The sequence below is a fragment of the Streptomyces sp. NPDC086519 genome, from assembly GCF_040686075.1.
GTDB lineage: Bacteria > Actinomycetota > Actinomycetes > Streptomycetales > Streptomycetaceae > Streptomyces > Streptomyces shenzhenensis.
The window spans coordinates 1-12,562 of sequence record NZ_JBFBJL010000128.1 but is presented as its reverse complement, the minus strand read 5'-3'; the positions used below and the strand labels follow the sequence as shown (position 1 = coordinate 12,562).

The window sequence follows — 12,562 nt, the reverse complement described above, 5'->3', positions numbered from 1 at the left end:
GCCGGGCCCCGCCCCCCCCCCCCGCTCCGCGCCCCCGTAGTCCCCCGCCCGGGGGGGGGGGGGGGCCCCCGGGGGGGGGGGGGGGGGGGGGGGGCCGCCCCCCCCCCCCGGCAGTTCCCCAACGGCGCTTCGTCGCTTCAGTTCGTCCCGATCCTGGCCAGCAGATCGACGATCCGGCTCTGCACCTCGGGGCTCGTCGACCGCTCAGCCAGGAACAGCACCGTCTCCCCCGACGCCAGCCGCGGCAGATCCGCCTGGTCCACCGCCGCCGTGTAGACGACCAGCGGCGTCCGGTTCAGCTGCCCGTTCGCCCGCAGCCAGTCGATGATCCCGGCCTGCCGGCGGTGCACCTGCATCAGGTCCATCACCACCAGGTTCGGCCGCAACTGCCCCGCCAGCGTCACCGCGTCCGCGTCGCTCGCCGCCCGCGCCACCTGCATCCCGCGCCGCTCCAGCGTCGAGGTCAGCGCGAGCGCGATCTCCGCGTGCTCCTCGATCAGCAGCACCCGCGGCGGATGCTGCTCGCTGTCCCGCGGCGCGAGCGCCTTCAGCAGTACGGCGGGATCGGCGCCGTACGCCGCCTCACGCGTCGCCTGTCCCAGCCCCGCCGTCACCATCACCGGCACCTCCGCGGCCACCGCCGCCTGCCGCAGCGACTGCAGCGCGGTCCGGGTGATCGGCCCGGTGAGCGGGTCCACGAACAGCGCCGCCGGGAACGCGGCGATCTGCGCGTCGACCTCCGCACGGGAGTTCACGATCACCGGCCGGTAGCCGCGGTCGCTCAGCTCCTGCTGGGTGGTGACGTCCGGCGCGGGCCACACCAGCAGCCGGCGCGGGTTGTCCAGCGGCTCGGGGGGCAGCTCGTCGTCCATCGGCTGCGGGCGCGGCGGATCCGCGACCTCGATCGCCCCGCCCGGACCGTCCAGCGGCTCCGGGCCCTCGGCGGCGTTCACGTCCGGTGCGCCTATCGCGTACGACCGTCCGGCGCCGTCGGTGGCCCCCACCAGCCGGGACTGCCCGGCCGGCGACGGCTGCGGCAGCGGCTGGGCGGCGACCGGCTGCTCGGCCGGCGGATGCGGCCGGGCCGACTGATCGGGCTGCGGCTGCTCGGCACGCGCGCCCGGGTCCGGGGGCGTGCCCAGCTTGCGGCGCCGCCCGTTGCCGCCCGGCTGGTGCGGGGGCGGGGTCGCCGTCGGCTGCTGCACCTGCGCGGCCTGCCGCGAGAACGGCACCCCCTGCCCCAGCGTCCGCACGCTGAACGCCCGGCCCTGCGTGGAGTCCGGGTCGATCGGTGCCGCCGGCGGTGCCGGAGCCGCCGGTGGTGTCGGCGCCGCGGTCGCCTCGGCGGGCAACGGCTGCGCGGCATGGGCCGGTTGGGGCGCGGCGGGGGTGTCGTCGGCGCCCGGCCACTGCTGCGGCACGGGGGCCACCGGCGCGGCCTCCGCCGGAAGCGGAAGCGGAAGCGACTGGACGGGCTGGGCGGGCTGGGCCGGAGCCGGGGTGGCTTCGGTGACCGGAACACCCCCCTGCGGCTGCGGCTGAGGTCCTGGCTGGGGCGGTGCCTGCGCGGGTACGGCCGCGCCCGGCAGTGCCTGCGCGCCCGGCAGGGCCGAAGGCTGGCCCTGTCCCTGCGCCTGCGCCTGTCCCTGGACCTGCCCTTGTCCCACCGGCCCGGGCTGCTGCCCGCCGGCCGCCTGGGCGACGGGGATCCCGGCCGGCGCGGCGACCTGGGCCGCCGGACCGGCCTGCATCGGAATCCCCTGAGGCTGCACCGGCTGCCCGGGCACGGCCGCCTGCGCGGGCACCGTCGGCACGGCCGTGCCGGCCGGGGCGGCCGGGATGTTCTCCGCCGCGGCCTGGCCCACGGCCCGCCGCCGTCGGCCGGTCGGGGCGTTGGTGGGGTGCGGCTGCGGCGGGGTGTGGTCCTCGGCCTGGTCGTGCGCCACGGCATCGTGCCGGCCCTCGTCGCCCGCCTGCGCCACGGCCGCGACCGGCTCGGGTGCGCGGTCGGCCGCGGCGGGCGGCAGCGCGAAGACCGGGCGAGGCCCCGTCTGCTGCTGCTCGGCCCGCTCGGCCGCGGCGGCCAGCGCGCGGCGTCGGCGCCCGCCGGGCTGCCCCTCGTCGGCCGCCTGTTCGGACGGGACCGAGGGCAACGCGGGCGGCAGCGCCTGCCGCTCGTCGGGCTCACGCCGGGCGCGCCGCCCCGGCGCCGGCACGGGTACGCCCTGCGGCGGAACGGTGCCGCCCAGCCCCGTACCCGAGGCAGCCGCCCCGGCGCCCTGCTCGGCCGCCGTCATCACGGCACCCTCGGCGACCCCCGGGGCACCGTCGGCGGGACGCCCGCGCCGCCGACCGGTACCGCCGGACGCCGACTCCGCGCTCTCGATCGCGGCGGGCCCGCTGTCCGGACCGTCCGCCGCCTCGGCGGCACGCCGGCGCCGCCGCCCGGTCGGCGCGGCCGGGAGCTCGCCCTCGCCGCCCGCCTCGCCGGGCACGTCACTCTCCAGGAAGGCGTCCACGGAGGACCGCCGGGCCCGCCGCCGTCCGCCGGCACCGGTCTCGTCGGCGGCCGCGACCATGGCGATCTCGGTACCGGCCGGCGGGGTCACCGCGCCGGCGCCGCCCCCGATCGGCACCTCCAGCACGAAGGCGCTGCCGCTCATCCCCGGCACCTCGTGGGTCTGCAGCACACCGCCGTGGGCCCGAACGATTCCGCGCACGATCGGCTCGTGCACCGGGTCGCCCCCGGCGTACGGCCCGCGCACCTCGATACGGACGACCTCGCCGCGCTGCGCCGCCGCGACCACGACCGTGTTGTCCATGTAGCCGCCCGCCGAGACGGGCGCGTTGCCGGTCGCGTCCACGCCGGCCACGTCCGCGATGAGATGCGCGAGCGCGACGGCGAGCCGCTGCGGGTCCACCTCGGCCTCGATGGGCGGCGCGTGCACGGCGAACTGCACCCGTCCGGGCCCGATCAGCTCCACCGCGCCGTCCACACCGGCGGCGACGACGGCGTCGAGCATGACCTTGGTGCGGGTGATGTCCTCGGTCCCCGCGTCCAGCCGCTGGTACCCGAGCACGTTGTCGATGAGCTGGGTGATCCGCGAATAGCCGGCCGACAGGTGGTGAAGCACCTGGTTGGCCTCGGGCCACAGCTGCCCGGCGTCGTCGGCGGCGAGCACGGCCAGCTCCCGGCGCAGCTCGTCGAGAGGGCCGCGCAGCGACTGCGCGAGCAGCGTCAGGAGCTGCTCGTGCCGCCCGGAGAGGGCCTCGTACCGGTCTTTCTCGCGCTCGCCGAGGGCCGCGTACCGGTCCTCGGCGGCCGCCAGTTCCTCGGCGTGCCGTTCGAGCAGCTCCTCCACCTCGGTGACGTGCTTCTGGCGCAGCGCGGTCAGGTCGGAGGCGTGTTCCTCGGAGAGCCGCTCCAGCTCGTCGGCGTGCGCCTGCTCCAGGGCTGTCTTCTCGTCGACGACGGAGTCGTACGGCCGCCGGTCGGTGAACGTCATCACGGCGCCGACCAGCTGGTCGCCGTCGCGCACCGGCGCGGTCGTCAGGTCGACCGGCACCTTCTTGTCGCCCTTGGCCCACAGCACCTGCCCGCGCACCCGGTGCTTGCGCCCGGAACGGAGGGTGTCGGCGAGCGGCGACTCGGCGAACGGGAAGGGGGAGCCGTCGGCGCGCGAGTGCAGCACGAGGTTGTGCAGCTCCTTGCCGCCCAGCTCACCGGCCCGGTACCCCAGTATCTGAGCGGCGGCCGGATTGACGAGCACGATCCGCCCGTCGGTGTCCGTCCCCACCACACCCTCGCTCGCCGCCCGCAGGATCATCTCGGTCTGCCGCTGCGAGCGGGCCAGCTCGGCCTCGGTGTCCACGGTGCCGGTCAGGTCGCGGACGACCAGCATCAGCAGCTCGTCGCCGCTGTAGCCGTAACCGTCGTACGCCTGCTGACCGTTCTCCAGGTTGGCGCTGGTGACCTCGACCGGGAACTCGGTCCCGTCCGTCCGCCGCGCCACCATCCGGGTCGGCTTGGTCCGCCCCCGCGGGTCCCTGTGGTCGGGCCGCCGCATCGACCCCGGGATCAGGCGTGAGTCGAACTCCGGCAGCAGATCGAGCAGCCCTCGTCCGACCAGCGCGGTACCCGGCGTCTCGAACGCCTCCAGGGCGATCGTGTTCGCGTTGACGACGGTGCCGTTGGCGTTGACCAGCACCAACGCATCCGGCAGCGCGTCCAGTATGGCTGCGAGGCGAGCAGCGCCTCGGGATGGCCTGCTGCTCACGAGACGCTTCCTCCCTGTTACCGCACCTTGCCGACCGCTCGGGCCATCTTGCCAATCGGCCCGCGGCGTGTCACGCGAGGGAGTCTAAAGGCACCGATTGCGCTCGCGGCGCCGGATGAGAGGCAGGTCGCACGACGAAGTGACGGCGAACATGTGACCGACACGTCTCAGCTCCGCCATACCCTTCGCGAGACTTTTACGGAAGCGGAGCCGCCCCCGTGAGACGCCTGTGCCGCCCTTATGGCGCGCTGGGCGTGCGGGCGAGCGGCCCTTGTGAGCCGACGGGCGAGGCCGCTCATGGACTCCATGGACCATGTGGATGTTCCGGATGTTCTGGACTTTCACGAGCTGAGGGCGGGGAGCAGGGGCACCATCCGGTCCCAGCGTCCGACCTCGCAGCCGTTGCTGCGGTCGTACGTGGCGTCGACCGGGCGGCCGGCCCAGGTCCCGGTGACATGGGCGGTGGCCGGGCCGCCGTAGAGCATGGTGCAGACGCTGCCCGGGGCGACCGGGGCGAAGGTGTCCCGGCCCCAGCGGGTGTTCCGGTCGAGCACCTGACAGGCCCCGTCCACGTTCGGGTGACTGCCGGCGCCGGGGTGACAGGACAGCTCGTACGTCCCGTCCCGCCCGTCCCCGGCGTGGCGCACGGTCACGGTGAGATGGTCGGCCGCGACGGCGGCGGAGGCGGCGGCGGAGGCGGAGGCCGGCAGGGCGGGGAAGGAACCGAGGACGGCGGCGACGGCCCCGAGGGCGCCCCGCACGGCGAAGTGCGACATGCCCTGCCCAACGCGCGGCCCGGCGAGACGTTGCGCGCCGGCTCATGGCCTCGCGAGAAGGGCTTTGCCCTGCGGCCCGACTGCCTAGTACCGTGGGAGCCGATTGGTGGCAGCACGCTCGACTGTGTCATCATCTGCACGCACCACTCGCGCTCGCGCGGGCGGCTGTGCGGGAGGCGTCGCCTAGTCCGGTCTATGGCGCCGCACTGCTAATGCGGTTTGGGCCTTAAAGCCCATCGAGGGTTCAAATCCCTCCGCCTCCGCACCTGACTCAGGGAGTCCAACCGTTTCGGTCTGGACTCCCTGAGTCGCGTTTAGGGCCCTGCCGCGGCGGCACAGGCGCCGACGCGGTGGCGGCACGACGCTCGCTCGATCGGACGTTTCCGCAGCTCACAAGGGGTGCGGCTAACGGATTTCACATGGCGGCGGCAGTCATGTAATGTTCTTCCTGTCGCCGCGAGCGGGCCGAAAGGGCCGGGAAGCGAAGACAAAAAAACAGAAGAACAAGCACTCGTAGCTTAACGGATAGAGCATCTGACTACGGATCAGAAGGTTGCAGGTTCGAATCCTGCCGAGTGCACACAGGTCAAAGGCCCCGGATCACTCCGGGGCCTTTGGCGTTTCGGGGGCGTACAGCAGCGAAGTACAGCAACGGCTGATGTCAGCGGTTGATGTCAGCCGTCGGTCCGGGAGCCGCCCATCGCTTCGGACAGCTTGCCGAGCGCGGCCCGTACCTCCTCCTCGCTCGCCTCCGCGTAGACCTCCATCGTCATGGCGATCTGCGAGTGCCGGAGGATGCGCTGTGCCACCTTCGGATGCACTTTCAGGGCGACCAGGAGCGAGCTGCACGTGTGCCGGGTGTTCCGGAGCGGGATGACCCGGAGGCCGGCGCGACGGGCCCGCAGGGCGAACATGCGGGTGAGATTGCCCGGCTCGATCGGGGTCCCGTACTTGGTGGTGAAGCTCAGTCCCCGGGTGTCCTGCCAGAGATCACCGGCCGCCTTCCGGTCGCCGGTCTGCTGAGCGCGACGCATGCGGAGCGCCCTGAGGCAGAACTCAGGGAGCGGAAGGAAGTCGTCGGACTCCTCTGTCTTGGTCTCTCGGTGGAGGATCTGACGGCCCGCCCGCTGGATCTGGTGGTCCACGTACAGCTCACCCGTCTCGAAGTCGATCGACTTCCAGGTGAGGCCCAGGACCTCACCACGACGCAGCCCCAGGCAAAGCACGAGCACCCAGGCCGCGAACAGCGGATCTTCACGGGCCAGGGAATCGGCGAGGAAGCTCCCCGCTTCGACCACGGACCAAGGCCTGATCCGGCGGCGACGAGGCTTCGGGACCTTGACCAGGGAGGCCACGTTCTTGCTGATCTCTTCCTCGGTCACGGCATGGGTGAGCGCGGCCCGCAGTGCATCACGCGCCGCCTGGACCACGCGCCGGGACGGGTACGCCTCACAGCACTCCCCGACAGCACAGCAGCGCCGCCGCTCCTCGGGCCGCTTGGCGTCCTTCCCCTGGGCGCAGCACTGGCAGATGCCGGCCAGCTTGGTCAGCCACTCGCGCACGTCCCGCACGGTCAGCTTGTCGAGCCGCTTCGTTCCCAGGTGCGGGACGATGTAGAGCCGCACGGAGCCCTCGTACGAGACGTAGGAGAGCGGGGCCAGGTTGGGCTTCACGATCGACTCAAGCCAGTAGGAGAGGAACGCCTGCACCGTGCGGTGGCGGGTCTGTACCGGGCCCCTCGTGGCTTCGTTGTGAAGCTTGATCCACTTCTCGTGCGTCTCCTCGCGGGTCTTGCCGTAGACGTACTTCCGCTTCCGGTCTCCCTCAGGGGTCGTGACCCAGACGTACGCGGCGAAGCCGTTCTTGTACGGGTAGATGGACCCTTCGCCGTTGGCGCGCTTCCCGCTCATGCCGACCACCTCTCAGCGTCCCCGACGCACCGGTTGACGTACTCGTCCACCCAGGCCGGGAGGATGCGACGGTTCCGGCCGACCTTCACGGAACGGATCTCGCCCGCGAGCACGAGCGCTTTGGTCTTGGAGAGGCCGAAGCCGAGCATTTCGGCGACTTCGGCCGTTGTGTGCCACTTCCGTTGGATGGTCATGGAGGTCACTTCGTCGGTTCTCCTTCCGTTCCGGGGGCGGGTTCGAGGGTCGAGGCGAGCCAGGTCTCAGCAGTGCTGAGGCCGGTTCCGGCGAACACCCAGTGGGCGAGGACGAGGGTCGTCCCACCGTCCTGTGGGGAAGGCGGAGCCGTCTGGGCGCGGCGCCAGTCGGCGCGGGCGTCGCGGAGGGCGCCGAGGGTGGTGGAGTAGCGGCGGGACTTGGTGGAGAAGTGGCCGCGGAAGCCGAGCATGTGAGCCCAGGCCCGGAGCCGGAGTTCCTCCAGTTCCTTGCGCGCGCCGAGGGACCAGGCGGTACGGATCATGCGGCGGGCATGGTCGCTGATCCGGGCGTGCGCCAGCTCGGCGAGGAGGCGGATCGGGCGGTCCAGGGTGCCGGTCGCCGCCTCCGCGCCCTTGGTGGCGTACTTGGCGATGTACGCCGCTACGGCCCGTTCGGTCAGTTCCTGGCCGCCGTCGAAGTCGGCGGAACGGATCGCGCGGACGTCGAGCTGACGGCCGAACGCGAAGGTGTGGGCCCGGCCGTCGATCTCGGGTCCGTCGATGCGTGCGGCGGCGGTGGCGGCCCGGATGGCATCGGTGAGCAGCTCGGCCGAGGCCCACGTCGGGGGTAAGGCGTCGCCTCCCTCCGGGCCGTCAAGGCGGATCACGGCGTGGAAGTGGACCGCACCGCGCTTCTGGTACTCGGCGACCTTGGCGAAGGAGATGCGCGCGTGATGGCGAAAGGCGCGTTGGGTGAGGCCGGCGCGCTTGGCGACCTCCCGGCGGAGGTAGATCGAGAAGCGCCGCCACAGGGCACCGGCGTGCGCGTTCCAGAGAACGGCCGCTTCGTAGTCGTAGGTGTCGGGGTCGAGGGGCGTGCCAAGGCCGGGATCCTGTTCGTCGTGGCGGATGCCGCAGCGGCAGTTCCGACCGCTGGTGGGGCGGTTGTGGACCGGGCCGAAGCCCGGGGCGGTGAACGTGGCGAAGACGCGGGGATGGGTGGCCACCTGTTCCGGGGTGCCTTTGCCACCTCGGAGTCCGGCGGTGATCAGGTGGTAGGTGTCGCGGCGGTAGGTCTCGGCGCAGGCCGGGCAGCGTGTCGCGCGTCGGTTGTTGCAGCGGACGAGGAGTTGACCGGCGGGGAGGGCCGCGGAATCGAGGTGGTGCAGGACTCGGCCGATCTCGCCGGTTGCCTTGTCGATCTCGTATTCGGTGCGGTGGCCGTCGAGGCGGACGGGGTGGGTGCAGCCGCCCAGGCCGGAGAGCTGGCCGGCCAGCTCGGGCATGGTGCCGAGGGAGGCCAGCATGGAGAGTTCCGCCAGCGGGGGCGGAGTCTGCCGGGTGATGATGAGGCTTCCTTTCGACTGCTCTTGGCGGTGGGGAGGGGCGGCCCCGGGGCGGCGGGATGCTTGGCGGCGTTTGCCGCCCCGGCGGCCGGTCAGCGCCTGTGGGCGCCGCTTACGAGAGAGCGCAGGACCACGGCGGCGATGGCCACCGAGATGGCCGTGACGGCGAGAGCCGCCAGGAGCGCGGTGAGGACGACACCGACGACGACCGCGGCGGTGACCACGCCGACCCACGGGGTGAGCGACCGGCCCGCAGAGGGCACCGAGGGATGCGTCTGCTGAGGGACAGCAGGAGCCGTCGGCGGTGTAGGAACGTCGGGCAGTTTGGGACGGAACACGGTGGCCCTCCTTGTCACTTGTGAGTGCCGTCGACGACGCCGACCCCGGAGCGGGTGCCGGTCTCGATGGCCGGAGCGAGGAACGTGTGGGAGAGCCAGAAACCGAACAGCGCGATCACGACGGCCGCCCAGACGCGGATGCCGAGGAACTTGATCGCGGCCCAGGCGATGACGCCCAGGACGAGGACGAGCGGGAGTGAGACGGTCACGGCGTTCTCCTCAGCGGACGCGGCAACGGTGAGTGCGGGCGGCCAGCTCGGCGGCGGCACGGCTGTCGTAGTCGGCGGAGAAGCCACAGCGCGGAGCCGTACAGACAGCCGCGTGCTTCTCACGGCCCCGGCCGTCGTAGTACGTGCCGACCTGGACGGGACCGATGCGGACGACGCGGCGAAAGCGGCGGTTGGCGGACATCAGGCGGCCTCCTTCGAGGCGGCGGTGGGGTGGTCGTTGGCGAAGTCGGTGACGCGGTCGACGAGCCAGCGACGGATCTCCTCGCCTTCCGCGTGGTCGGCGGTGAGGATCACTGGTTCGGCGATGAGCACGGCCTCGGTGAAGCGGTTCTGACGGGTCAGCTCGGCGGCGCGGGTCAGCGCGCGGAGCGTGGACGGGCGCAAGGGGGAAAGTCCTCCAGAACTCAGGCGAGTTGGGTGTTGATCGCTTCGGCGAGCGGCAGCGGGACGCCGAGCCGGGCACGAAGCGTCGAGATGTCGATGGCGGTTCCGGTCCGGGCCCGGTGCTCATCGGCGACATTGCGGGCCAGGGCGACGAGCGCGGGTGGGACGGAGACTGGGGAGTTCCGAGCCGACTCCGGTTCCGCGGCGGGAAGTTCGGCAGCCAAGGCTTCCGAGGCGGCTTCCTCGTCCCTCACCGATGCCGGTTCGGGCGCAGGTGATCCGTGGGCGAGAAGTGTTCCGCCGAGGAAGGCGACGGCCGGCCAACCGGCTACGAGGATCCGCAACCAGGCCGGTACGGCGCCCAGGTCGAGCAGCCCGGCCGTGGCGACGTTCGCTCCGAGCGACGCGGTCAGCGCGACGAGGAACCAGCACCAGCCGGCTGCTTTCGCTCCGCCGGAACGGAGCCTGCGCCAGGCCGCCACCAACAGCAGGTCGACGGAGACCGGGTAGGCCCACGCCTTCCAGCCGTCCTGTCCGGCAGCGGCGGCGAGGTCGTGCAGGTGGGCGAAGGACAGCGCGGCGGCGATGGCCGCTTGGACGAGTACGGCGTCGAGACGGATCGGCGGCCGCATCACCCCTCCCCGTCCGGCACCCGACCGTCGCCGTCGCCGTCGCCGTCGCCGTCGCCGTCGGCCAGGGCGGTGGCGTAGGCCTCCAGCGCCGTGACGTACTCGGCGCAGGCAGTGGCCAGGGTGCGGGCGAAGGACAGGTGATCCGCGACGGGGACGTGGTCGAAGGCGGAGACACTCAGAGAGTGGCCTTCCCCGTCCAGGGTGAGGATCGGGGCGCGGCGGGTGCCGTACTGGTTGAGGCGGATGATGGTGTCGCCGTCCGCGTAGAAGGACATCGATGCGGTCACGAGGTTTCCTCTCCGGTTTTCGGCATGGCGGAGGTAAGGACTTGGCGCGGGACAGCCGCGCCGACCGTGGGAGCGGGTTGCGCTACCCGGTGACCGGGTGCGCGGTGGTGACCGGCCCTGACGCCTTCACGGGCGGGTGCGGGACGTACGGCCGCAAGGGCGTGAGAGCCGGTACGTCCGGGGCGAGGTGGGCCGTTGCACGGCAGGTTGCCGCTGCGTCGGTGAGGGAGAGGTAGGGGGTGCGGATACGGGACCAGCCCCCGGAGGTGTCGCCCGCGACGGCCAGGCCGGGCAGCTCCGCGGCGATGGAGCAAGCGGCGTAGGCCGCCTCGGGCGCGATGTCTCCCAACGCCATCTTCGCGGAGGCCTCGTCGTTCACCCGGTGGCACACGCGGCTGGTCAACTGCGCCCGGAGCATGGTCGCGCCCTTGCCCAGTTCAGCGCCGAAGCGCTGCCCACAGACCTCCAGGTAGATGCCGGCCGCACGACCGAGCTGAGCGAGCCGGATCAGCTGGGTGACCATCTCGTCGCGCCGTTCCTCCTCCTTCCTCGTGGCGACGAGGAACAGTTCGGCCACCTCGTCGATGAACAGCACGATGGGGGCGGGACGCTCGTCCTCCGGCAGACCCCAGATGTCCGAAGTGATCAGCTCCTCCGGTGCGCCGGGGGCGATGCCCTGCCTGGCCTTGATCAGGTCGTACCGGTCCTCCATCTCCTTGACCAGCACGGGCAGCAGATCAGAGGCCTGTTCCGGATCGGTTGCCAGCGCGGAGAAGCGGGCGGCGAACGGTGCCAGCTCGACACCGCGCTTGCAGTCGATGCCGACCAGGACGACCGGCTGTGCCGCAAGTCGGGCGATCAGGTTCCGGAGGTACATGGACTTGCCGGACAGCGTTGCGCCGAGGACCAGTTCATGCGGTACGGCCTGGTAGGCGCGTACGAACGCGGTCGCGTCCTCCCGCAGGGCCACCGGCACCCGCAGAAATCCGCCGTCGATTCGCTTGGGCATCCGGACTTTGCGCAGCACGTCGAAGCCGACCAGCCGCAGTTCGACGACACCGGGCTTGACGTCCCGCACGTGCACGGCGTGCACGCCCCAGGCATGCCGCAGTCGTTCCGCCGAGGCCGCCACATCGGCCGGCTCCTGCCCGGCGGCCAGCCGCAACCGCACCCGCAGGCCCGTACTGGTCGGACGGATCACGCCTCGGCGGGGCGGGACGGGCCGGATCTCCCGCCGGGTCGTCGCCCTGATGGCCAGCGCACGCCACCGGGGCGGCTCGACCGTGAGACCGCAGGCGTCCATGGTCGAGGAGTACGAGGCCAACAGCCGGACCACCGAGACCGGTAAGCCGACCGTCGACCAGTACGCCGCCGGGTGGGCCCGCCGGGCGTAGGCGGCGCCGCTTATCGCGGTGAGCGACCCGCCCAGCTCGGCCCACGTCATGAGGTCGGTCATGGCGATCAGCCCGCCTGAGTCATCGGGAAGGCGCCCGGCGCGACGGCGGCGGCCCGGTAGGCGATGCCGTGCCGCTGCTGGCCGTTGAACACGCTCTCCCACGGCCGGGCCACCAGACCGACCAGTGAGACCGGAGCACCAAGCGTCAGACCCTCGGTGACTCCACTCTCGGGAACGGTGACCTTGACCAGCGACGACTCGCCGTCCTCGATGTAGACGACGCCGATCGTCATCAGCGGCTCACCGCTGAGGGCGTCGACGGCCCGCTCACCGGTCTGCCGGTCGCGGACCTTGGGTTCCGGAGCCTCGGTCAGCAGGATCGTCGCAGCCGAGGTCTCCACACGGATAACACGCACAGAAATGGTCTCCCTTGCGCTGCACCGTACGCACGCGCGGTGCATTTAGTGACGAATGACTACGCAACGGGAGGTTGACCGCATACCGACTGGGCGCGATACGCTCCAAGAGCGTTGATGCCAACGACGCACCCGGCCTGAGTGGGCTGCCTCCCGCTCAGGCCACATTTGTGTTCTGTGGCCCTTTCGCTCACGCACCGGTGCAGGTCTGCCTTCCTGTCCCGGCGCGTTCGCATGCCCGCATCACCCACTCCGCTGGATGCGAAAGGGCGCGCCGACACCAACCACAGTAACCCGTACTCCAAGTACTGTCTAGTACTTCAGGTACCAGTCCGTACTTCGTGTACGCCCAACTCCGCCGCAAGCGAGCGCAGCT

Annotated in this window: 13 protein-coding genes and 2 tRNA genes; 2 read left to right on the top strand and 13 right to left on the bottom strand. The window is 72.1% G+C overall.

Annotated elements, in window-relative coordinates; translation table 11 throughout:
• Positions 1 to 137: 137 nt before the first annotated feature.
• Together AB0P24_RS47125 and AB0P24_RS47120 are read right to left on the bottom strand one after the other, a co-directional pair.
• Positions 138 to 4,277 carry a PAS domain-containing protein gene (locus AB0P24_RS47125; RefSeq protein ID WP_365805536.1) on the bottom strand — a complete coding sequence of 1,380 codons (4,140 nt, stop codon included), beginning with the start codon at positions 4,275 to 4,277 and terminating at the stop codon, positions 138 to 140.
• 341 nt (positions 4,278 to 4,618) lie between these two features.
• Positions 4,619 to 5,053 (bottom strand): SSI family serine proteinase inhibitor, encoded by a 435-nt coding sequence (locus AB0P24_RS47120; protein ID WP_365805534.1) that lies wholly within the window; start codon positions 5,051 to 5,053, stop codon positions 4,619 to 4,621.
• Between the two features lie 172 nt (positions 5,054 to 5,225).
• Here AB0P24_RS47120 and AB0P24_RS47115 point away from each other — a divergent pair.
• Positions 5,226 to 5,316 (top strand) — tRNA-Ser (locus AB0P24_RS47115).
• 244 nt (positions 5,317 to 5,560) lie between these two features.
• Positions 5,561 to 5,633 (top strand) — tRNA-Arg (locus AB0P24_RS47110).
• Positions 5,634 to 5,727: 94 nt separating this feature from the next.
• Here AB0P24_RS47110 and AB0P24_RS47105 read toward each other — a convergent pair.
• From AB0P24_RS47105 to AB0P24_RS47055, 11 genes are all read right to left on the bottom strand, one after another.
• Positions 5,728 to 6,972: a site-specific integrase gene (locus AB0P24_RS47105; protein WP_365805532.1), complete on the bottom strand. Its 1,245-nt coding sequence runs from the start codon at positions 6,970 to 6,972 to the stop codon at positions 5,728 to 5,730.
• Entirely contained in the window at positions 6,960 to 7,166 is a 207-nt protein-coding gene (locus AB0P24_RS47100) for a helix-turn-helix domain-containing protein (RefSeq protein ID WP_365805530.1), read from the bottom strand. Before AB0P24_RS47100 ends, AB0P24_RS47105 begins: the two co-directional genes overlap by 13 nt.
• Positions 7,163 to 8,464: a replication initiator gene (locus AB0P24_RS47095; RefSeq protein ID WP_365805528.1), complete on the bottom strand. Its 1,302-nt coding sequence runs from the start codon at positions 8,462 to 8,464 to the stop codon at positions 7,163 to 7,165. Before AB0P24_RS47095 ends, AB0P24_RS47100 begins: the two co-directional genes overlap by 4 nt.
• Positions 8,465 to 8,595: 131 nt before the next feature.
• On the bottom strand, positions 8,596 to 8,841 hold the full coding sequence (locus AB0P24_RS47090) for a SpdD protein (protein WP_365805526.1): 246 nt from the start codon (positions 8,839 to 8,841) through the stop codon (positions 8,596 to 8,598).
• 14 nt (positions 8,842 to 8,855) lie between these two features.
• The gene (locus AB0P24_RS47085; protein WP_365805524.1) at positions 8,856 to 9,050 is read right to left on the bottom strand and encodes a hypothetical protein; all 195 of its coding nucleotides are present in this window, start codon (positions 9,048 to 9,050) and stop codon (positions 8,856 to 8,858) included.
• A 10-nt stretch (positions 9,051 to 9,060) separates the two neighbouring features.
• Entirely contained in the window at positions 9,061 to 9,252 is a 192-nt protein-coding gene (locus AB0P24_RS47080) for a mobile element transfer protein (protein WP_365805522.1), read from the bottom strand.
• A complete protein-coding gene (locus AB0P24_RS47075) occupies positions 9,252 to 9,455 on the bottom strand; it encodes a hypothetical protein (protein WP_365805520.1) in 204 nt (67 codons plus the stop codon). Before AB0P24_RS47075 ends, AB0P24_RS47080 begins: the two co-directional genes overlap by 1 nt.
• A 20-nt stretch (positions 9,456 to 9,475) precedes the next feature.
• Positions 9,476 to 10,087: a DUF2637 domain-containing protein gene (locus AB0P24_RS47070; RefSeq protein ID WP_365805517.1), complete on the bottom strand. Its 612-nt coding sequence runs from the start codon at positions 10,085 to 10,087 to the stop codon at positions 9,476 to 9,478.
• Positions 10,087 to 10,374, bottom strand: coding sequence for a hypothetical protein (locus AB0P24_RS47065; RefSeq protein WP_365805515.1), 288 nt, complete (start codon positions 10,372 to 10,374; stop codon positions 10,087 to 10,089). The genes AB0P24_RS47070 and AB0P24_RS47065 overlap by 1 nt, the downstream gene beginning before the upstream one ends.
• An 82-nt stretch (positions 10,375 to 10,456) precedes the next feature.
• Positions 10,457 to 11,830, bottom strand: a complete 1,374-nt coding sequence (locus tag AB0P24_RS47060; RefSeq protein ID WP_365805513.1) for an FtsK/SpoIIIE domain-containing protein — start codon at positions 11,828 to 11,830, stop codon at positions 10,457 to 10,459.
• 5 nt (positions 11,831 to 11,835) lie between these two features.
• Positions 11,836 to 12,186, bottom strand: coding sequence for a hypothetical protein (locus tag AB0P24_RS47055; RefSeq protein ID WP_365805511.1), 351 nt, complete (start codon positions 12,184 to 12,186; stop codon positions 11,836 to 11,838).
• Between the last annotated feature and the right edge of the window lie 376 nt (positions 12,187 to 12,562).